The sequence below is a fragment of the Spartinivicinus ruber genome (genome assembly GCF_011009015.1).
Lineage (GTDB): Bacteria > Pseudomonadota > Gammaproteobacteria > Pseudomonadales > Zooshikellaceae > Spartinivicinus > Spartinivicinus ruber.
The window spans coordinates 5,844,155-5,866,391 of record NZ_CP048878.1; the positions used below are offsets into that span (position 1 = coordinate 5,844,155).

General features: G+C 40.2%; 16 protein-coding genes. 5 read left to right on the forward strand and 11 right to left on the reverse strand.

Annotated elements, in window-relative coordinates; genetic code table 11:
* Positions 1-75: 75 nt before the first annotated feature.
* Positions 76-1,065 (reverse strand): NAD(P)H-quinone oxidoreductase, encoded by a 990-nt coding sequence (locus G4Y78_RS26315; RefSeq protein ID WP_222937593.1) that lies wholly within the window; start codon positions 1,063-1,065, stop codon positions 76-78.
* Positions 1,066-1,603: 538 nt separating this feature from the next.
* Between G4Y78_RS26315 and G4Y78_RS26320 the strand changes: the two genes are divergently transcribed.
* The 5 genes from G4Y78_RS26320 (at position 1,604) to G4Y78_RS26340 (ending at position 7,068) form a co-directional block, all read left to right on the forward strand.
* Positions 1,604-2,938 carry a hypothetical protein gene (locus tag G4Y78_RS26320; RefSeq protein ID WP_163835935.1) on the forward strand — a complete coding sequence of 445 codons (1,335 nt, stop codon included), beginning with the start codon at positions 1,604-1,606 and terminating at the stop codon, positions 2,936-2,938.
* Positions 2,939-3,196: 258 nt separating this feature from the next.
* Complete coding sequence (locus G4Y78_RS26325; protein WP_163835936.1) at positions 3,197-4,102, forward strand: hypothetical protein; 906 nt, start codon at positions 3,197-3,199, stop codon at positions 4,100-4,102.
* A gap of 10 nt (positions 4,103-4,112) precedes the next feature.
* Positions 4,113-5,210 carry a hypothetical protein gene (locus tag G4Y78_RS26330; protein ID WP_163835937.1) on the forward strand — a complete coding sequence of 366 codons (1,098 nt, stop codon included), beginning with the start codon at positions 4,113-4,115 and terminating at the stop codon, positions 5,208-5,210.
* Positions 5,211-5,233: 23 nt separating this feature from the next.
* Positions 5,234-5,851, forward strand: a complete 618-nt coding sequence (locus G4Y78_RS26335) for a hypothetical protein (protein WP_163835938.1) — start codon at positions 5,234-5,236, stop codon at positions 5,849-5,851.
* Positions 5,848-7,068 (forward strand): hypothetical protein, encoded by a 1,221-nt coding sequence (locus tag G4Y78_RS26340; RefSeq protein ID WP_163835939.1) that lies wholly within the window; start codon positions 5,848-5,850, stop codon positions 7,066-7,068. Before G4Y78_RS26335 ends, G4Y78_RS26340 begins: the two co-directional genes overlap by 4 nt.
* Positions 7,069-7,093: 25 nt before the next feature.
* Here the strand turns inward: G4Y78_RS26340 and G4Y78_RS26345 are convergent, their stop codons facing one another.
* From G4Y78_RS26345 to G4Y78_RS26390, 10 genes are all read right to left on the reverse strand, one after another.
* A complete protein-coding gene (locus G4Y78_RS26345) occupies positions 7,094-8,512 on the reverse strand; it encodes an FAD-dependent oxidoreductase (protein WP_163835940.1) in 1,419 nt (472 codons plus the stop codon).
* 18 nt (positions 8,513-8,530) lie between these two features.
* Positions 8,531-12,982, reverse strand: a complete 4,452-nt coding sequence (gltB, locus tag G4Y78_RS26350) for a glutamate synthase large subunit (RefSeq protein ID WP_163835941.1) — start codon at positions 12,980-12,982, stop codon at positions 8,531-8,533.
* Between the two features lie 415 nt (positions 12,983-13,397).
* Positions 13,398-15,044, reverse strand: coding sequence for an AAA family ATPase (locus G4Y78_RS26355; RefSeq protein ID WP_163835942.1), 1,647 nt, complete (start codon positions 15,042-15,044; stop codon positions 13,398-13,400).
* A 47-nt stretch (positions 15,045-15,091) separates the two neighbouring features.
* Positions 15,092-16,165 (reverse strand): 3-dehydroquinate synthase, encoded by a 1,074-nt coding sequence (gene aroB, locus G4Y78_RS26360; protein ID WP_163835943.1) that lies wholly within the window; start codon positions 16,163-16,165, stop codon positions 15,092-15,094.
* Between the two features lie 35 nt (positions 16,166-16,200).
* Positions 16,201-16,728 (reverse strand): shikimate kinase AroK, encoded by a 528-nt coding sequence (gene aroK / locus G4Y78_RS26365; RefSeq protein WP_163835944.1) that lies wholly within the window; start codon positions 16,726-16,728, stop codon positions 16,201-16,203.
* A gap of 15 nt (positions 16,729-16,743) precedes the next feature.
* A complete protein-coding gene (gene pilQ, locus G4Y78_RS26370) occupies positions 16,744-18,879 on the reverse strand; it encodes a type IV pilus secretin PilQ (RefSeq protein WP_163835945.1) in 2,136 nt (711 codons plus the stop codon).
* Between the two features lie 416 nt (positions 18,880-19,295).
* Positions 19,296-19,829: a pilus assembly protein PilP gene (locus G4Y78_RS26375; protein WP_230425650.1), complete on the reverse strand. Its 534-nt coding sequence runs from the start codon at positions 19,827-19,829 to the stop codon at positions 19,296-19,298.
* A 15-nt stretch (positions 19,830-19,844) separates the two neighbouring features.
* Positions 19,845-20,456, reverse strand: coding sequence for a type IV pilus inner membrane component PilO (locus G4Y78_RS26380; RefSeq protein WP_163835946.1), 612 nt, complete (start codon positions 20,454-20,456; stop codon positions 19,845-19,847).
* Positions 20,453-21,031 carry a PilN domain-containing protein gene (locus G4Y78_RS26385; protein ID WP_163835947.1) on the reverse strand — a complete coding sequence of 193 codons (579 nt, stop codon included), beginning with the start codon at positions 21,029-21,031 and terminating at the stop codon, positions 20,453-20,455. The genes G4Y78_RS26380 and G4Y78_RS26385 overlap by 4 nt, the downstream gene beginning before the upstream one ends.
* Complete coding sequence (locus tag G4Y78_RS26390) at positions 21,031-22,083, reverse strand: pilus assembly protein PilM (protein WP_408022104.1); 1,053 nt, start codon at positions 22,081-22,083, stop codon at positions 21,031-21,033. The genes G4Y78_RS26385 and G4Y78_RS26390 overlap by 1 nt, the downstream gene beginning before the upstream one ends.
* Positions 22,084-22,237: the final 154 nt, after the last annotated feature.

Sequence of the window (22,237 nt, forward strand, 5' to 3'; positions counted from 1 at the left end):
TTCCACCACTCTATAAGGGCAAGTCGAGAGTTTCATGACTTGCCCTTCACTATTTATACTTTTTGAGAATTATTTTTAGGTTGTTAATATAATTTTCCCTGCATGCTTACCACTCTCCATCAATTGATGTGCTTTTTTGGCTTCAACCAGTGGAAAAACAACATGAATAACAGGTTTAACAACATCTGAATTTAATAACGGCCAAACTTTTTCTTTTAACGCAGCCGCTATTTTAGCTTTATCCTCAACACTTCTTGCTCTTAGGGTAGAACCTGTAATGGTTAGTCTTTTTGACATTATTTGCCATAGTGAAATTTCACTAGCTGAACCATGCTGCATACCGATTTGCACCAGCCGGCCTTCTACAGCTAAACAAGATAAGTTTCGTGGAAAATAATCACCACCCACCATATCTAGAATTAAGTTAACGCCTTCATTTTCTGTAAAAATTTTAATTTTTTCAACAAAGTCTTCTTCATTGTAATTAATTGCTGCACTGGCACCAAGCTTTAAACATAAATCGCACTTTTCTTTGGTACCGGCAGTGGCAAATACAGTAGCACCTTTAGCCACCGCTAATTGAATAGCCGTGGTACCAATACCGCTGGTACCACCATGAATTAACAAGGTTTCCCCTGCTGTTAACTGGCCGCGCTCAAATACATTATGCCAAACGGTGAAAAAGGTTTCTGGCAATGCTGCAGCTTCTACCATGGAAAAGCTATCTGGAATCGGTAAGCATAAATCCGCAGAAGCCACAGCAAATTCTGCATAACCACCACCAGCAAGTAGTGCGCAAACTTTGTCACCCACTTTCAGCTGAGTTACATGCTCGCCCACCCTAACCACCTCACCAGCTACTTCTAAACCAGGAATATCAGAAGCACCGGGTGGTGGCGGGTATTTACCTTTTCGTTGCAATAAATCCGGGGCATTAATACCTGCAGCGGCTACCTTAATTAATACCTCGCCTGTCTTAGGTACTGGTATCTCCCGTTCATACAATGCAAGCTCTTCTGGACCTCCAAACTGCGTAATTTCTATGGCTTGCATACACTTTTTCAAATTATATCTCCTTCATTATCTAAATTTATCATAGGAACTAATGTTATATATTACAACAGTCTAACAAAATACTAACACCTCTAAGAAACTTCAGCTTTTATAATATTTAAGACAACCAAACAAAAAATAATCATACAAAATATTACTTAATTATATTAAGAAAAAATTACTACTTTTTGCTAATAGACACCTGGTAATTTTACATTACTATATAGCTTCAAATAAACCAGCAAGGACAGCAAAACAGAACAAGCGTTCATTATACTTATTCAATATTATTTCCCACAACAAACCAGCACTATACAAATAACAAGGAATTAAGTTAACAAACAGGTACATTATATAATGTATGGATACACTAGACAGTTTCATCACATTAAAAAATATCCTATCAATATACTTAAAAATAGTTTTAAAGAGTTATGCCTACGCATAACGGGTCGCATATTGAAAAAGTAGCACCTACTATTATCAGTTAGCGGCTCTTTACGAAGTTGGTTTTTTCAAAAAACACATAATATAAAGGAGTCTAGTTATAATGTTAAAAAAAGTTGCAGCACTATCAACTCTGTTACCCTGTTTGGTACAGGCTATCCCTATGAATCCAGCAATTACACCGCCTGGAGTTGAGCTACCTGACCATTTATCAGGATATCGCTTAATGATAGATAATAATGATCCCAGTGTCATTTATGTAGGCCCCAGAGAAGGTTTCATTGCACAAAGAGGGCAACAGCCTCAACTGTCTTTTGCTAAAATCACCAACCCTTCAGATAATCAAGAGTATGCTTATTTAAATGTTTTATTCGACTATTCGATTACTACTGATGATTTTCGCGACTTGAAAGCTGCAGTAAACGCCGCAGGTAAAAAATTAACACCGTTAGCATTTACCCGCACAAAAATGGAACTAGCTGTCGCTGGATATGATGAAGCTCAAGCTGGGGATGCATGTGCTAAAGTTGTCAAACAAGATGACTTTGGGAACCCTATTGAAGTGGACGAGTGTTTTTCTATGGTTTTTAAAGCAAAATACTCAAAAAATGGACCAAAGCTGGGTGAGAAATTTTATGTATCAAGTCTACTCACTCCCTGGGGTGCAGCCGCTATTCCAAGCCTGTTAAAAGGTGGAGCTGCATTAGGTGTAAATATGACAGCCTATTACCAGCAAGCATTTCCTGCTTATAATGCAACAATTCATGTAAAATGGGATAAACTTAAAGAAAGTATGGCATCCTTCTTTGCTTACCATAATGGTTTTTGTATGGATGTAGAAGTCAGCCGTTACTGGGAACAAGAATTCCTATGTAATCGAAATAGGGTGACTGGAGAAGCCAAAAACTTAAATAATCGGGATTGTTCTGTTGAAATAACATTAACAGATAACCATGGCAATAAAGTGGAAAATATGTATACCCTTGAGTCACTTCCTGATGTAGATGATAATGTTGCCTATAAGCAATTTATTGACTCTCATAGAGCCGAGTTAGAAAACTTTAAGACAGTAGTTGAGGGACTAAGAACTAAATTCGAAGATGAAATGCTAGAGCCATTAAAAATTCGAACCGCAGAAGTTGATAAAACCTCCTCTACAGTTTGGACTTACAAACGTGACTATGTAAAAAAAGAACAACGTAAAGAGTTCACTGTTTCTCGCAATATGATGGGTCGTTCTATTGAGAAAAAGACTGTTATACCAGCCACTATTGGATGTATAAATGTAGAATCAAATGGATTAATCTCACCAATCTTAGTTAATAGCGAATGTGCAAGCTACTGGAGTCGTGACATTAATCCAAACCAAATTATTTCAGTAACACCTATTGATCGCCCAGTAGACGAACCGGGCCTTGATTGGGATGACTGGGATTAAAAGCTTCAGTTATAAAGTCAAGTAGCACAGTAAAGTGATTGGGGGTTGCTGATTGCAACCCCCAATTCCTATAATTTACCCTAAGCCTCATATATTTTGATATTATGCAAATTTAAATTGATAATTTATACTCACTGACAATTAAGCCTTATTAATACAATACCAAATTAGCCCGATGTAGGTTAATTATTATATATCATGCTTTACTTATATTTAGCACAGGAAGGACTCATGCTATTTAACTTCGAGACGGGAAAAATGAAACTTATCAAGCTTACTATTTTAACATTCATTTTTTTTTCTTCATCTATACTAGCAAGCAATACAACAGCCATTCCAGTTAACTTTTATGGCACAAATAAGCATAGCATTTATTACCAAAAAACCTCTTTTCCTGGATCAATTTACTATCTACCAAAACTTAAAACCAAGATTCGTAAGACTTATGAAAGCTCAAGATTTGACCAATATCAAGTTAGTATGGGGTTTGGAGACTTTAGTATAAATAATTTCAGAAATGAACACCCGGAATATTCTTCATTTATCATATATGGCGATACTCTCACAGCTAAAGAAAACTGTACATTCTCCTTAAAAGATGATGAAAACCCTCAAAATGAGCGTCGAATACTTTCTAAACTGTCTCCAGCAGGCTCTGAAATTAAAGGTGCTGAGTTCCATTTAACAAAAATCATCTGTACATTTGATGTTCGCATTCTTAAGACAAACACAGGCTGGCAGGACTGGGAAGCAAAGTTATTAACAGGTGTTACTGAGAATAAATTAATAGAAAATCCATTTGGAAGTCTAAATTTAATATCTAAATTAAGTGGCTCAATAAGTATTAATCTTTCACAACTCCATAAAAATATTTACAATTCTGAGTTTATTTCACAAAAATATAACCTAACTCAAGCAACTAGTTACTTTTTATTAGGTAGTGCTTTTCTTTCAGATAAAGAGCTTAAAGAGAAATACGATACTCTAGCAAATGACGATGAGAAACAACGATTTATTGAGTTTCTATATCAAATACTATTTAGAGGTGATATCAACCACTTAGAGCTAATAGATATTGATACATTGGACGAAAAGTATACTTTTACCTGTGAGCAACCATGCGAGTCTAATGAAGCAACTTATATCGATTTGTTGAACTTATAAAGAACTTACTATGCTAAAAAAAATAATACTATTTTATCTTATTATTAGCGCTTCAATTGCTTGTGCAACTATTGAGCCTACTCACCCGATTACTAGTGATACAGGGGTAATTATTGGCTTTGCAACCAACGAACCCAGTACTTATCTTGCATCTCCACAAAGTTGGCGAGTAGAAAATATTGACCAAGACAGACAAATTTATTTACGTGAAGTACAAGAAGATGGTGTCAACTTTATTGATCTAAGAATGACTATAGTACCAGATTATGATGACTATCTAACTGACTTCATCAGAATAAAAGAAAATGACCCCGAGGCAGTTTTTTTTCCATTAAGTATGGAGGTATTAAATTGTGAGTTAGTACTTTTTAATCTTCTTGGTTCTATAGAGGCCTCCTATGAGCCTCAAGCTGGAGTTAACTTTAACCGTACTATGTACTATAGATTGCGTTTTAATGAGAGCCAATTTAAAGCATTCCGACAGCTAGCTAATGGGGGCTTAACACTGACAGGCTCTGTTAGCTATCGTTATCAAGATCAATTCAGTGAGCAAATAACTACAGCCCCTATCGCTGTTAATATCAATGCAGAAGATCTCAAATTTCGTGACTTTAAACAATTTAGCATGAAAGAGTGGATGCATAGAAATCTTACTGATTACCATGTTAGTGTTAGAGGATTTATTAATGGTACTTACTCATTAGGTGGTTTTATGAGTTTTGATATTACCAACAGTGGATTTAAAGGAAGCTTTATAGACAATCAATTCAAACTAACAGATAACAGCGAGCAAGTAACCGTCACTAGTCTTACTACTAACCCAAACTTTAGCGGCACCATTTACTTCAACATTCCTCATTTGGGTAGGTCTTTTCAAGCCAACTTCAACGGTGACTTAGAAATGACTTTAAGTAAGCTTTCACTGGAAATTACTACTAACTTTCAATTAAGAAACCTTTATATCAATGATGACAATCTTTCTTTTTATAAAAAATACCTTAATAAAATACTCAAACAAAACAAAGTTAAAAGAAAAATGTCAAAAGAGATAACCAAGGAGTTTCAACGAAGAATACTTAATGAAAACCTTTTCTTACTGCCTATTTAGCAATAAAACCAGGAGTAAATATAGTGCGAAAAATTGGACTATTTTGTTTGTTAATTACCCCCTTAACAGCCTGCTTTACTTATCAAGCTTCTAGTAAACTTAGTGATAAAGAAGTTTTGGATAGATTAAAAGAAATAGCAACGAGTGAAGTTCAAATTAAAGACTTTCATAGTAAATTAGGAGAAAAGAAGGTTCCTATCGAAAATGAAAAAGCAAAAGCTCTTTTCAAACTTGAAGTACTGCAAAGAAGAATACTGAAATCAGCACTAAAAAAAGACCCTACCCTTTACCAAAAGTCAGTTGATAAGCTAATGCTGAACGCCCCCCTAGTTGCAGTATTGGACCAAAAGGAAACTGGTGAGCCTATTGAAATACTTATTGACAACCCAGCTAGGTGTAACTTAACTATTTCATTCCAAGCAGTACTCCAAGAAGATCAACTTCAAAATCATTTATGTTTAAATGATTTTTCATATACTGGAGGATTTGACTATCGTTATCCAGTTAAAGTTAGTATGAAAAAATTCGATTTATCAACAGAGTATGGAGAAGAAGTTGTTTTTCTCTGGTCTCACCTTCTTGATAGTGAGTTAAGGAAAGTAGCAAATCGATTATATTTGCAGGAAAGAGGGGTAATGTGAGACAACTATTACTTTTATTTACCTTTCTGCAAATTTCTATTTCAGCTCAGGCAAATTTAAAAGTATGTACTTCCTGTCATCTTCAGGAAAATAACCAAGTTAATGCAATGCAGAGTGAGCTTGCTTTTTTAACATATGTGTCTTCTGATGATAGCCAATGTTCAGTTTGCCATCTGAACCTTGGCCTTGCTTATCAGTATGGCAAAGCTCCAAAAATTCCTTTTAGTAAAAAAACACTAAAACAGTTTAGTGATAATGATCTTTATTATGGTATTCCTCCACTCAAGTTTACTCATATGGAGGTTGCCAGGTATACAAAAATTGGACTAGAACAGTTCTTAACTAATCCAGTCCCTCGCTATTTCAACTCAACGTCTTCAATGTACCCACTACCACAAAATCAACTTAAAGATATTTTATCAACTATTAACAATCAACTTGAAGAAGTGCCAAACTTTGTCAATAATAATACCTTACTAAATAAAGGATCTCGTTTGTTTAACAGTTACGGTTGTGATACTTGTCATAACTCAAAAAACATAAACCATAAAATTCCCAGGCTTCGTATAGGATTACCATTATTCAGCTTTAAATACTTTAAGAAAAGAGTAATTAAAGGGTCTTCAAATAAAAATCAACTACATGGACAGAAGTGGGAGGCAAAACAAGATAAATGGTATCGTGCACCAGATCCAACAGTCGCTATGCCAGCTTACCCTTTATCCATCGAGCAATTACAAGCGCTGTATACATACATTGTAAATGACCGTTCGGACCTACCACCTTATACTGCATCAGCAGATGACACTGTCTTTTTTGGTAGGAAATTATTTAATGAAGTGCAAAAGCGTATTTTTAATGGAAGTTGTAAGCACTGTCATAGTGGCGATCAACAATCAAGAAATATATCACTATCAATTTTTTCAGATCCTAAAAAACAGTCATTAGCTTATTTTCCTCAAACAACGATTAACTACAACCAGCTTGATAAATACTCAATTGAAATATTACAGCCAGGACCAGATTGTAAGGATAGTCAAATCGTCAGTCGACTAAAAGATCGACATTTAGAATGGCGAGGTCTAAAAAATTCAGTTACATCAGGTATGCCTCTTACTCTTCCTCCTTTACCTCAAAGCGATATTGAACTGTTAGACTTATGGACTAAAACTGGCTGCCCCACCAATAAGGGCAACCTCTGTAAGCCGTGTAGCTAAGACCCAGCACTCTTCACAAGCCACTTTACAATTCTAAGTAATCCAATATTCCCTCTGCTGCCTCTCGACCTTCCCAAATAGCCGTTACCACTAAATCAGATCCTCTAACCATATCACCACCAGCAAATATTTTGGGGTTAGAGGTTTGGAATTTAAATTCAGTTTCTTCTTTAGCTATTACTCGACCAGATGCGTCTGTTTCAATTGTTACATCTTCAAACCAATTTGCAGGGCTGGGTCTAAAACCAAAAGCAATTAATACTGCATCTGCTGGTAAAATTTCTTCGCTACCTGGAATGGGTTCTGGGCTACGGCGGCCATTTTTGTCAGGCTCGCCAAGGCGAGTGGTGACAACTTTAACTCCTTTTACTTTATTATCACCCACAATCGCTACCGGTTGACGGTTAAATAAAAACTCTACACCTTCTTCTTTTGAGTTTGCTACTTCACGACGAGAACCAGGCATATTTTCTTCATCACGCCGATAGGCACAAATCACTGAACGAGCCCCCTGGCGAATAGCCGTGCGGTTACAGTCCATTGCGGTATCACCACCACCTAATACCACGACTTGCTTGCCACGCATATCAACAAATTCATCAGAGGCTTTTTCTAATCCTAAACAGCGGTTTACGTTCGAAATCAAATAAGGTAATGCTTCATATACCCCTGGTAACTCTTCTCCAGGAAAGCCACCTTTCATATAGGTGTAAGTACCCATCCCCATAAAAACCGCATCATAATCATCCAACAGCTGTTGAATAGTGATATCTTTTCCCACCTCGGTATTTAATTTAAATTCCATACCCATTTTGGTAAAAACATCACGACGCTTTTTAATAATATCTTTTTCCAGTTTAAATTCTGGAATACCAAAAGTGAGCAGCCCACCAATTTCTGGGTGACGATCAAATACAACCGGTTTAACACCATTACGCACTAACACATCAGCACAAGCTAAACCAGCAGGGCCTGCACCAATGACTGCTACTTTTTTATCAGTTTTAACCACATTAGATAAATCTGGTCGCCACCCCATAGCAAATGCGGTATCGGTAATATAACGCTCCACAGCACCAATAGTCACTGCACCAAAACCATCATTTAAAGTACAGGCACCTTCACATAATCTGTCTTGTGGACACACCCGCCCACAGACTTCTGGCAAAGAATTGGTTTGATGAGAAAGTTCTGCCGCTTCAATAATATTCCCCTCAGCCACTAATTTAAGCCAATTAGGAATATAATTATGAACAGGGCATTTCCATTCACAATAGGGATTACCACAAGCTAAACAACGGTGGCTTTGTCCAGCCGCTTCACGGGGGGTATAACTATCGTAAATTTCTACAAATTGTTTTTTTCTTACTAAAATATCTTTTTTATCTGGGTCTGTCCGCCCCACATCAACAAACTGGAAGTTGTTATTTAATCGATCGCTCATTGTTACAAACCTCTTAAATTACTCGGGACGGGTACGAATACTTGACAACAGCTGGTCTAAGTTCGCAGCTTTCGGTTTAACCAACCAGAACTTACCAATAAAGTCGTACATATCATCAAGAATGGTTTTACCCCATTCACTGCCCGTCTCCGCTACATACTCCTCAATAATCGTGTAGAGATAGCTTTTATATTGCTCCATCGCTTCTGTATCAATGCGATGAATTTCCACTAACTCATAGTTGTAGCGATCAAAAAAATGTCGATCTAAATCCAGTACATAAGCAAAACCGCCGGTCATCCCTGCACCAAAGTTATGTCCAGCCTGTCCTAATACTGTTACTACACCCCCAGTCATATATTCACAACAATGGTCGCCAGCTCCCTCAACAACTACATGGGCACCAGAGTTTCTTACCGCCAGTCGCTCACCAGCTCTACCAGCAGCAAATAACTTTCCGCCAGTGGCTCCATATAAACAGGTATTTCCAATAACCGCAGTATCTTGAGACTTAAACTCACTTTGCTTTGGTGGAACGATAACCAGCTTACCCCCTGTCATTCCTTTGCCTACATAGTCATTTGCATCCCCTTCCAGGTACATGTCCAAACCACCAGCATTCCACACACCAAACGACTGACCCGCTGTTCCTATCAGTTTTAAGGTCACAGGGCTATCAGCCATACCTTGGTTACCATAACGCTTGGCTATTTCCCCAGAAAGTCTGGCACCTATTGACCGATCACAATTACTCACTCGATATTGATATTCACCACCAGTCAGGTTTTCTATAGCAGGCAGAATATCTTGCACCATTCGTTCAGCTAACTCACCGCGATCAAACGGATTATTATGTCCAACCAAGCAACGATGAGGCTTGTCTTGAGGGATATGGCTATGATCTAAAATTGGCGATAGATCCAAGTTCTGCTGTTTAGGTGTCGTGCCCTCAGCGCTTGTTAATAAATCTGTACGACCAATGATTTCATCTAAACTGCGATAGCCTAACGACGCTAATAACTCCCTCACTTCCTGGGCCATATAAGTGAAAAAGTTAATCACCATTTCCACTGTGCCAATAAAGTGGTGGTCTCTAAGGTGCTTGTCCTGGGTGGCAACGCCTGTCGCACAGTTATTGAGATGACAAATACGTAGATACTTGCAGCCCATTGCCACCATCGGAGTTGTACCAAAGCCAAAACTTTCAGCCCCTAACATAGCCGCTTTGATAACATCCAATCCCGTTTTCAGACCACCATCAGTTTGGACTCTGACTTTGCCTCGAAGGTCATTCGCTCGCAGCGCCTGATGAGTTTCACTTAAGCCCAGCTCCCAGGGCGACCCAGCATAACGAATCGAGCTAAGTGGACTCGCGGCTGTACCACCGTCATAGCCAGAAATAGTGATTAAATCGGCGTAGGCTTTTGCCACACCTGCAGCAATAGTGCCGACTCCCGGCTCTGATACTAGCTTGACTGAAACCAGCGCTTCAGGGTTGATCTGCTTTAAGTCAAAAATCAGCTGAGCCAGGTCCTCAATCGAATAAATATCGTGATGAGGTGGCGGTGATATCAAAGTCACCCCTGGTACGGAATAACGTAGCCGGGCAATCAACTGATTAGCTTTACTGCCGGGTAGCTGACCACCTTCGCCTGGCTTAGCCCCCTGAGCTACTTTAATTTGCAAAACTTCCGCATTCATCAAGTAGTGAGGCGTCACCCCAAACCGGCCGGAAGCTATTTGCTTAATCTTGGATACTTTATTGGTACCAAATCGAGCAGGGTCTTCACCACCCTCTCCTGAGTTAGAACGAGCCCCCAGTCGGTTCATCGCCTCAGCTAACGCTTCATGAGCTTCAGGAGAAAGCGCCCCTAGCGACATGGCTGCACTATCAAAGCGGCGAACAATTTGCTCAACTGACTCCACTTCATCAATGGCAATCGGCTTTCGATCAGACTCAAGCTTGAACAAATCACGGATAGTTGCGACTGGTCTTTCATTGACTAGTCGTGAGTATTCTTTAAATATTTGGTAATCACTGTTTTTAACTGCATTTTGTAAGGTCTGTACAACATCAGGGTTAAACGCATGATATTCCATGCCATGAATATATTTGAGTAACCCACCGGGCTGGATTGACTTACGAGGCTTCCAAGCTTCTTTAGCCAACAACTGTTGCTCATAAGCAAAATGCTCAAAGTTAGCGCCTTCGATTCGGCTGGCCACCCCTTTAAAACACAGATCCACTACTTCACTGCTAATTCCAATGGCTTCGAATAACTGAGCACCTCGGTAGGAAACAATGGTAGAAATCCCCATTTTTGACAGGATTTTCATCAACCCTTTATTAATACCCTTTCGATAGGCCTTAAAAGCAGGGATAGGGTCAGCTAACAATTCTCCAGTTCTAATTAAGTCATAAATCACTTCATAACTTAAATAGGGGTATACAGCAGTTGCACCAAAACCAATTAATACCGCAAAGTGGTGAGGATCTCTGGCAGTGGCAGTTTCTACAACAATATTAGTATTACAACGCAAGCCTTTTGCTATTAAATGATGATGCACTGCACCTGTTGCCATTGCTGCATGAATAGGCAGCTGACCTGGCTGAATATCTCTATCAGTAAAGTGTAAAATCACTTTACCATCACGAGCAGCCTGTTCTGCTTGCCTGCAAACATTGTTAATAGCACCTTCCAGACTTTCTTCTTCAGGGTAGTTAAGTGAAATAGTGGTAGCTTCAAAGCCAGGTTTTTCAATATCAAAGAGCTTTAAAAACTTGATGGGCGACAATACTGGTGAGCCCAAAATTACCCGCGCGGCATGTTGCGGCGTTTCTTCAAACGGGTTTTTCTCCGCACCAATACAGGTTTCCAGCGACATCACAATCGCTTCTCGTAACGGGTCAATGGGCGGATTGGTTACCTGGGCAAATTGCTGGCGAAAATAATCGTAAACTGGGCGTACTCGCTGAGACAATACGGCCATTGGCGTATCATCACCCATTGAGCCCACTGCTTCCTGGCCACCTTCCGCTAATGGGCGCAGTACTTGATCTCGCTCTTCGAAAGTAACCTGAAACATTTTCATATGGGTTTTCAGCTCTTCACGATCGAAATGCTGATCAAGCCGGTGGGGCTCTTCAAAATATTTTGATTGAATGCGATAAGCGTGCTCTTTTAGCCACTTTTTATAGGGCTGTTTGGTTTTCAGGTAGTTATCGATGGCTTTGGCTTCATGGATCTGGCCGGTTTCAGTATCAATGGCCAGCATTTCACCTGGCCCTACCCGGCCCTTAGCAATTACATCTTCCGGCTGATAGCCATAAACCCCAATTTCTGATGAAACCGTAATATAACCTTGTTTGGTCATTACCCAGCGAGAAGGCCGCAAACCATTACGGTCCAGCATACAGATCGCTTTTAAGCCATCAGTAATTACCAAGCCTGCTGGGCCATCCCAAGGCTCCATATGCATGGAGTTGTACTCATAGAATGCCCTCAGATCAGAATCCATCGTATTTACGTTTTGCCAGGCAGGTGGAATCAGCATTCTCAAGGCACGATAAATGTCCACTCCGCCATTCACCAATACTTCCAGCATATTATCCAGGCTGGATGAGTCTGACCCGGTGGTGTTGACTACTGGTTTAACCGTATCCATCTCAGGCAAACGTTCTGAACGAAACTTGCTGCTTCTTGCCACTGACCAGTTGCGGTTACCGCTAATGGTATTGATCTCACCGTTATGAGCCAACATCCGAAATGGCTGGGCTAAGTGCCACTCAGGCATGGTGTTAGTGGAAAAGCGTTGATGAAATACGCAAATTGCCGTCTCAAACCGGGAGTCACCCAAATCTGGATAGAACTTGGGCAAATCCACCGGCATCATTAGGCCTTTATAGGAAATGACTCGCTGGGCTAGGCTGCACATATAAAAGTGCTTATTGTTCTTAATAACTAAGCCAGCCCGACGCCTGGCCATAAACAGGCCAACTTCAAACTGTTCTTCAGACATTCCATAAGGACAGTTAACAAATACCTGCTCTATTTTAGGCAGGATATCTTTGGCGATAGGACCTAAGCACTCGGGATTAGTTGGCACAGTTCGCCAGCCCACAACTTCTAGCCCTTGGTCAGCTAAGTGATGATTAAGTGCCTCACGACCTTTATCTGCAATGGCATCTTCTGCGCTTAAAAACACCATCCCCACAGCATAGTGCTGATTTAAAGCTTGTTGGAAAGTCTCTTTGGCAACAGCACGAAAAAAACTATCAGGCTTTTGAATTAACAAACCACAGCCATCACCTGTTTTACCATCGGCGGCAATTCCACCACGATGAGTCATACAAGTTAGCGCTTCAATAGCCGTTTGCAGTAAGTGGTGACTCTTTTGCCCATCACGATGTGCAATTAAACCAAATCCACAGTTATCCCTATACTGCTCAGGGTGATACAAAACTTTCATATGGCACACTCTCACCAGGAATTTCTTGATTTTTTAGTTACTTAGCTATCCTTGGTGTTGTTATTATGCGGTAGCAATTTTGGTGCAAGGGGCAAACATTCTACACATGATGTCCATCTGAGACAAATAGGTGTCTCATAGTCATAATTTTATTAGACAGCTCATATTGCAATTGTTGGTGATATCTCACCCATAAAGTAGAAGTTACTGGTCTCCCTCTTTCAATAAGAGCATACCAAGTCTTTTAGAAGTGCTTTTAGTTAAAACCCACTTATTCTTATCTACTTACTGCGTTTTAAAAGCCAGTTGATTAATAGGCAGGCAACGTGGATTGGGTTACAGGATAGTGAAAGTACATTCAATCTCAACAACATATTGTAGCTGAAGAGCAATAACCGTCTTGAATAACAGCTTATTAGTTTTTCCGAATATCCGCCTGAACACTCGCAACACTTCTAGCCCAGGGTTTTTGCTGTCTAAGCTCTAGTGGTAATTGGCGAGAAGCTGTTAGTGCAGAATCACGATTATGATACAAGCCAATAGTGACGACATACCACGGTTTGCCTTTATAATAAGTCCGAAAATACTTTAACTTGCCAGCAGCCCAGTGTTTCTTAATAAATGCTTTAGCCCCCCGACTTGAGCTAACACCTAACACCTGTAGTACATAACTTGATTTAGGCTGCCTTAAGTACCAGTTTTCATCAGCAAAAAAAACTGGTGATTTTTTCTTAGTAACTCTTACTGGAGATTTAACTGGTTGTTTGGTTTGCTTAACCTGTTGTTTTGGTTGTGGCTTGTTAACCTTAGGCTCTACTGGTTGCTTTTTTTCTACTGTTTTTTGATCAGGTGCAAGGCTAGTGCTAGCAATAGAATCAGACTGCTTTTGTCGGGCACTTGAATCAGCTTTTTCTACTGGTGTCTGTTCACCATTAAACGGCTTTTTAGTTTTTTCTTCTACTGCAACTTGTTTCTGATCATTTGAATCTACTTTGGTTTTTTCTATGTTAATAACGGTGTTAGTAACTTTATTTTCAATAGGTTGATCAAATTGTTTTTTATCAGCTTCAGATACTTCAGTGGTTAACTCAGTTTCAACGATAGGTAGCTCTGGGGTTGTTACAGCAGCCTCCTCATCCCAAAGGGGCACTTCGATAGTTGTGGTTTTACTACTGATTTCTGCTTTAAATTGAGCTGGCTCTGGAACTTCAGAAAAAAACAGTGAATTTACTAACAGCAATATTAATAAAGTACCTGCCACTATAGCGATAGCATAGAGATGCCCCTTCGGTAGCCCTAGCTTAGTTGGCTCACTGATATCCATCTTGCGTGCTAATACCTCATCGGCAAGCATATTCAGCTTGCTAAAGTTACCTTGTGCCTGCTTATGGATTTTGTCTAAGTCAGTTGTCGTAAGTTCCTTTACCTCTCCAGCTGCTGTTATTTTTAAGTACTGACGCAAATAATCAGCAGTTTCTTCCAGTGTTAATTGATTTAAGTGGATGGTATACAACAGGTCAGTCTTAGCTAATTGATTGCATTGCTGTAGTTTGTTAGCTAATGTTTCACTCCCCGAAATGATAAAATGAATAGGCAAACTATGCTCATTGGCTTTAATTGCTAACACCACTAACAGACGTAATGCGTCCACATCGAGTAATAAGGCATCATCTATCAATACGATAGCCTGCTGTTCGGTCAATAAAACATCTCTAACAGCAAACAATAGGGCTTCGGGGGTTTTAACACTAACGGGCTGGGTTTGATCAACCAGTTTTTTCCATAGCTGAGAAAATAACTGGCTAGCATTCATCATTGGCGCTGCAGTGATAAAGCAAATGCGACACTGCTCTTGTAGCGTCTGATTAGCCTGTTGAAGAACAGTGGTTTTACCACTGCTAGTAGGACCAGCGACTAATAGCAGTAGCTGACTAAAGTTGACCAGATGATTTATTTGTTCAACAGCTCTGCCCCGCTCAGCACCATTCCAAAAAAATGAACTGCTATGTTTTGCTATAAGTTTTTTCGCTTGCTGCAGGTGCTGCTGAAAATCATCTATCACAAAATAACATTGACCTAACTAAACAAAATAAGAATACAAATTAACTATTAGACTACCAAAGTATCAAGTAAGTGCTGCTGGTCAAAGTCAGCTGTCACAATGGCTTTACCAATAGACTTTAGCAATACAAGCCGTAGCTGGCCATCAATAACCTTTTTATCCACTGCCATTAATTCCAAATAATCATCAGCAGACATTTCAGTCGGCGGTACCACTGGTAAATTTGCTTGCTGTAATAACGACTTGATCTTGGTTACTTCTGACTCAGTTAACCAACCAATTCTATGAGACAATTCAGCTGCTTGTACCATACCTACGGCAACCGCTTCACCATGCAACCACTTTCCATAGCCCATATAGTTTTCAATAGCATGGCCAAAGGTATGACCTAAATTCAAAATAGCGCGAATACCACCTTCTCTTTCATCTTCAGCGACGACTTTGGCTTTATTTTCACAGGAGCGCAAAATAGCATAGCTTAAATCACCAAGGCTCCTGTTAACCAACAAGTCCATATGGTCAGTTAACCAGCCAAAGAAAGGTTTATCGCAAATTAAACCATATTTTACGACTTCAGCAATACCCGCTGACAACTCTCGGTCTGGCAATGTATTTAAGGTAGTAGTATCAGCAATCACGCACTTAGGCTGGTAAAAAGCACCAATCATATTCTTACCCAGTGGATGATTGACTCCGGTTTTGCCACCCACTGATGAGTCCACTTGAGCTAACAACGTGGTTGGTACCTGAATAAAGTTACCCCCTCGTTGATAGGTAGCAGCAGCAAAGCCTGTGATATCACCAATAACACCACCACCTAGAGCAATTAAGGTAACTGTACGATTGAATTTATTGGTTAATAAAGCATCATAGATTTTTTCAACTGTCACTAATGTCTTATATTGCTCACCATCAGGTAAAATCACTTCAGCCACATGATAGCGATCAGACAGAGCTTGTTTGACCCGTTCTAAATACAACGGGGCAATAGTTTCATTAGTGATTATTAAAACTTGTTTTCCATCAATATGCGGCTGATAGTACTCAAGCTGATCAATTAATTGTTTTCCGACGTATATGGGGTAACTTCTTTCAGCTAAATCTACAATTAACTTTTCCATCTTGATTTACAGCACTTTAATATTGATGAATTGAGTTATTGGATTCTATCCAGTTGGTTCAGTGCTTCCACTATTTCACTCACCACCCCACGAGGTGACATACCATCTGTGTGAATGGTGATATCTGCTAGCGACTCATAAATAGGGCCTCTCACAGCAAGTAGTTCAGTCAAAACTGTTCTAGGGTCAGCCTGCTGCAGTAATGGCCTGCGCTTGTCTCGAGAGGTACGCTCCAACTGTTGTTCAACACTGGTTTCCAGATAGACCACTGTACCATAGGTAGTCAACAGCTGTCGGTTTTCCTGCTTCAACACAGCGCCACCACCAGTAGCCAATACTACCTGCTCATCTTGAACCAGGTCCTCCAACATACTGGTTTCCCGTAGCCTGAAGCCCTCTTCACCTTCCACATCAAAAATCCAGGGAATATCCGCCCCTGACCGTGCTTCAATCTCTCGATCAGAGTCTTTAAACGGCAAGTTCAGCTCTTTAGAAAGCAAACGCCCGATGGTGCTTTTGCCAGCACCCATCGGGCCAATTAAAAATATATTGTACTTCGACATCTATTACATAACTGGTTAGCGCGACGTCAGAGCATTATCAACGATTTTTGGTGTAATGAAAATGAGGAGTTCATCCTTATTATCTCTCTTTTCATCTTTTCTAAAGAGCCGGCCTATAATGGGAATGTCTCCAAGGAAAGGTACTTTAGAAGAATTTTGCTCTATTTCTTGCTCAAATACACCACCAATGACAACTGTCTGCCCATTAGGTACTAACACTTGTGTTTGTACCTCATTGGTATTAATCCCTGGTACTGTTCCCGCTATATCTGTCGCTACAGAGTCTTTATTAACAACTACATCCAAAAATACTTGGTTGTCAGGTGTAATATGTGGAGTTACTTTCAGTGAGAGTACAGCCTCTTTAAACGAAGTTGAAGTAGCTCCACTAGAGCTGGCTTCTTGATAAGCTATTTCTTGGCCTGTTTTAATTAAGGCTTCTTTTTTATTAGTGGTAAATACTTTGGGTTGTGATAGAGTCTCGGTTTTCCCCTCACTTTCCAAAGCATAGAGTTGAGCAAAAAGAACTGTGTTATCTGTTGAAAACCCTAATAATAGATTTGAAGTGGGATTAAATGTCCCTGTAGGTACCAAATCTGTTAGTAATAGATCTTCATCTCCACCTGAATTTAATTTTAATCCACCTGAGTCGTTTTTATCATTTCCTTCAGCAGTCCATTTTTTAGTTCGGTCTGAATGGCCTGCCCACTGAACACCTAACGCTTCTGCGGCATCATCACTTGCATCTACAATGCGAGCCTCTATAAGTACCTGTTGGACAGGTATATCTATTTTCTTAATTAGCTCAATGATTTCATCCAACTTTTTCCGGGTATCCTGAACTAATATGCTGTTGGTTCTTTCAACCACCTGAACCGTGCCACGCTCACTTAACAGCCCAACATCACCTTCTGAACTACCTTGTAATACCACAGCAACCTCAGCCGCATCAGCATAATTAATTTGTATCAAGTCAGTAAAAGTGGGAGCCAACTCTGCAATTTGTTTATCATTTTCCAACTCTTGTTTTTCTCTGGCAGCTATTTCATCCGCAGGCGCCACCATGAGTACATTGCCCACTTTACGTTTATCCAATCCCTTAGCTTTTAGTACTAAATCCAAAGCTTGATCCCAAGGAACGTTTTGAAGCCGTAGAGTAATATCGCCAGTTACGGTATCACTAGCAACCAAGTTAAGATCAGTAAAGTCAGCTATTAGCTGGAGAACGTTTCTCACTTCGATATTTTGGAAATTAAGCGACAGTTTTTCCCCAGTATAAACAAACCGGTCCCGCTTTCTTTGTTCAACTTCTTGCTCTTTTAATGGCTTAACACTGATTGTCAGCGTATTATCTGTCTGATAAGCGAGATAATCATAAAAACCTTCAGGCTCAACGACAATAACTGCACCACTGCGCTCCTTAGTGGCATCAATAAAATGTACTGGCGTTGCAAAGTCAACTACATCTAAGCGGTTACGTAATTCGGTAGGTAGTTCAGCACCCGCAAACTCAAGTCTAATTCGCCCAGCCTCCTCAGACATATCTAGTGGCACACTGGGGTTTGACAAGGTGATCACTACATTACCTTCCCCACTCTCACCACGTTCAAAGTCAATATTAGTGATTGCTTTTCTACCGTAGTCTTTTTTAATTTTTCTGCTAGTGCTAGTTGCCTGAGCCAAAGACCTTGTAGTTGCTGTTGCTTGTGACCCAGCCGACTCACTGGTCTGTTGGCTGGCAGCCGCTACAGCCCCTGTCACATCAGAGCCAATCAAAATGTAAAGGCTATTACCTTCAATACGAGTGGCATACTTAGAAGGTTTCGCCAAATTAACAATAAGACGGGTTCTGTCTCTCGCTTCCAGAATGGTTAAACTTTTAGCACTGCCAAAGCCAATTTCATTATATTTATTTGGCAAAGCACTGTTAGTGCCAGGCAAATCAATTGAAATCCGGGCTGGCTTTTCTATTGTGTAACCTCGTGGTTGAGGTACACCGCCATCAAACTCCAGTTTTAGCTCAACCTTTTCACCAGGCAGAGAAGCTACTTCTAGGTCCTTAATAGTTGCGGCAAGTGCCTGCAGTGAATCGAAACTAAACACTGCAGCCAACAACGAAATTCCCGCACTTTTTATTAATTTGGTGCTCATACCTACCCACCAGTTGTTGTTTTTGTCAGATTCATTGAGTTTAAATGCTCTTAATTCAGGAAATATCAAAAATCCCCAGAGCCCGGATAAATAGTTATATTGTAGCCAAACAAAACTTCAGTAATGGCTACTATTTTTTTACTTGGACAGTACCACTTTCTGCCAACAAGCTTGGTTGTTTCACCACACCCCAAAAGCTTTATAAACTGGTGAATAAGTCAAGCTTGTAAAACCAAATCGCTACTATCAATTTATAGATAAATCGAAAGGTATTTATTTTTTGCTAGTAATAAAACTTTCAGTGGTAGAAAACTTTATTATTTTATCAGCCTCTTTTTTCTTCATATCGTTTGGGATGAATTAATGCAGCAGCACCCTTATTCCCCCTATAAACGATATAGTTAATTTTGTGCTGATTAGCCACCTTCTTTTAACTCTATTTCTCTTGGCCTTTCGACCCAACGGTCTTTTCCTGTTGGAACAATTTCCATTACACTGATTTTTGTTTCAGTAATATCTATTATTTTACCGTGATTACGGCCAAGGTAATTACCCACTTCTACCTTATGAACGCCATCACTTCCTTTAACCAGTCCTAAAAAACGAGCACCATTACTCATGGTTCCAACCATTTCAAATGACTCTATACCAAAGCTTTCCAAGTACTCCTTCTGCCGGTTTGGGTCTGGCTGTACTGTTGATTCTTCTTGATCTTCCTTAGCAATTTCAATTTTAACTGGCGGCAGGAAAGGACTACGTAACCCAGAAGCGCTATAGGTAAATGCTTCATAAGTTCTAAATTTAGGAAGTGGTGGAATTTGCCCCTTCGGTTGCGCTTGCACCTCTTCAATATACTGCTCTAAATCAGCAAACTGGCCACTGGGAGAACAGCCAGCCAGAACACATAGGGCGCTCAGGGCAATCAATTTCACATGCATCGGTTTGCTCATCTGGTGCCTCGTCTCCTATTGGCTCGCTTCCTCAGACTTATCATGATAACGATAAGTCTTGGCCACTATTTCCATATTCAAAATTTCAGGGTTATCAGCTGAAGGCTTTATGCTGAAATCATGCAAAGTTACAATCCTTGGTAAACTGGCCACGGAGCTAACAAAGTTACCCAAGTCGTGGTAGTTGCCGCGTACACTGATATTAATCGGCAGCTCGATATAAAACTCCTGAGCTCTTTCAGGCTGTAGCTGAATAGCATTAAAATATAGTCCACTTCCCAGACCTGCACGGCTTATGTCTTCTAACAAACCTGGCACCTCAGTATCACTAGGTAATTGTTTCACCAACGCGCCAAAGGTTTTTTCCATTTCAACCATTTGTGTTTTGTATGCATCAAGATTAGCAGCTTGAAAGGCTTTATGGCGGTATTGCTCTTTTAAAGTAGATTCTTCCCCCTGAACCCGATCATAGCGCTTTTTAAGTTCACTTAAGTGAAAGTAATAGCCTGCTGCTACTGCTGCCACAAAAATAACAATGACTACAAAGGCTTTTGCAAAAGTCGGCCATGACCCTATATTTTCAGGATCTAAGTCATTTAACTGTTTAAAGGAATCAGCAAAACTCATTGTTCCTGCTCCTTCTTCTGTTGCTCCTGAAGGGCTTTCGGAGTTGTCTGATTGACGGTCAGGACAAACTGGTTAGCCAGATCACTTTTTTCAGCAGCCTTTACTGAAGTAAGGTTAGGGTTGTTAAACCAGTCTGAGTTATCAAAGTCTCGCATCAAGTTTGAAACTCTGTTGTTAGATTCAGCAAAACCATTCACCAACAGCTGATTTTTTTTCATTTCCAAAGAGGTAAAGAAAACACCATCAGGAACAGATTTAACCAGCTCATCAAATACTCTAACAATTATAGGCCGGTTTCCTTGAAGATCCTGAATAACCTTCATCCTCTCCAGCAATTCTTCACGCTTTTTTTTGAGCTCTTTAATTTCCACAATTTTTTTATCCAGAGCAGCAATTTCTTGCTTCATAAATTCATTTCTGCTCTGTTGATAATCGATAGCACCGTTTATTTGCATGTCACCTAAAAATATTGTGACACCAGCTACTGCTAACGTTGCTGCCAAAACAACCAAAAATTGTTTTTTGCGCTCCTCGCGTAATTCTTCCCGCCAAGGTAGGAGGTTTATCCGAGCCATTAGTCGAAGCTCCTCATTGCCAAACCGCAAGCAATCATCAGTGATGGGGCATCATTCATCAGCGCAGCAGAATTAACTGATCTCGCTAATGACATATCTGCAAAAGGGTTGGCAACTACTGTTCTGGTACCTATTTTCTCCTGAACCATAGCAGCCAAACCTGGAATACACGCAGTGCCACCTGCCAAAATAATATAGTCCACATCATTAAATTGGCTGGAAGAAAAGAAGAACTGCAACGACCTTGACACCTGTTGAACCACTGCCTCCATAAAAGGCCTCAACACTTCAGGTTCATAGTCATCAGGCAAACCACCTTGCTTTTTCGACAAGCCTGCATCCTGAAATGACAGCCCATAACGACGCTGAATTTCTTCAGTCAGCTGTTTGCCACCGAATAGTTGCTCACGGGTATAAATGGTTTTACCGTTATTAAGCACACTGAGCGTTGTCATGGTAGCGCCAATATCAACCACTGCAGCTGTTGGCTCATCTACCTCTTTGAGCTGTGGTTCCAGCAGCTCAAAAGCACGCTCCATCGCGTAAGCTTCCACATCAACCACTTTAGCAGTTAGACCTGCATGAGTGAGCACCGCTTCACGCATATCAACATTTTCTTTTCGGCAGGCAGCTAACAATACTTCCACCATCTGAGGGTTCTTTTCAGCAGCCCCTACGACCTCAAAGTCAATAGACACCTCATCCAGTGGATAAGGAATATACTGATCAGCCTCTACCGAGATTTGGGTTTCCATCTCGTCTTCACTCAGGCTACCATCCATTTCAATGGCTTTAGTGATAACTGCCGAGCCAGCAACTGCCACTGCAACATCTTTGCAGCTGCTTCGAGACTTTTTAAATGCCTTTGCAATGACATCACCCACCGCCTCCACTTCGTTGATATTTTTTTCAACGACAGCATTATCGGGCAGTGGCTCCACTGCATAAGCTTCTACTTTGTATCGGCTGCCAGACCTGCTCAACTGAATTAGCTTGACCGAGGTTGAACTTATGTCGATACCAAGGACTGTTGGAGTTTTCTTTTTTAGCATTCCAATCACAGCCAATTTCCTATCAGCACCGGGTACTTACAAATGAAAGTTACTTTTCTACATTAAATAACAGTAGCAGTGATTCCGCAATTCTGTGAAATGCTAAAAAAGTCCTTATAATGATCATTAAATCGCGGCACAATCACCCATGTTT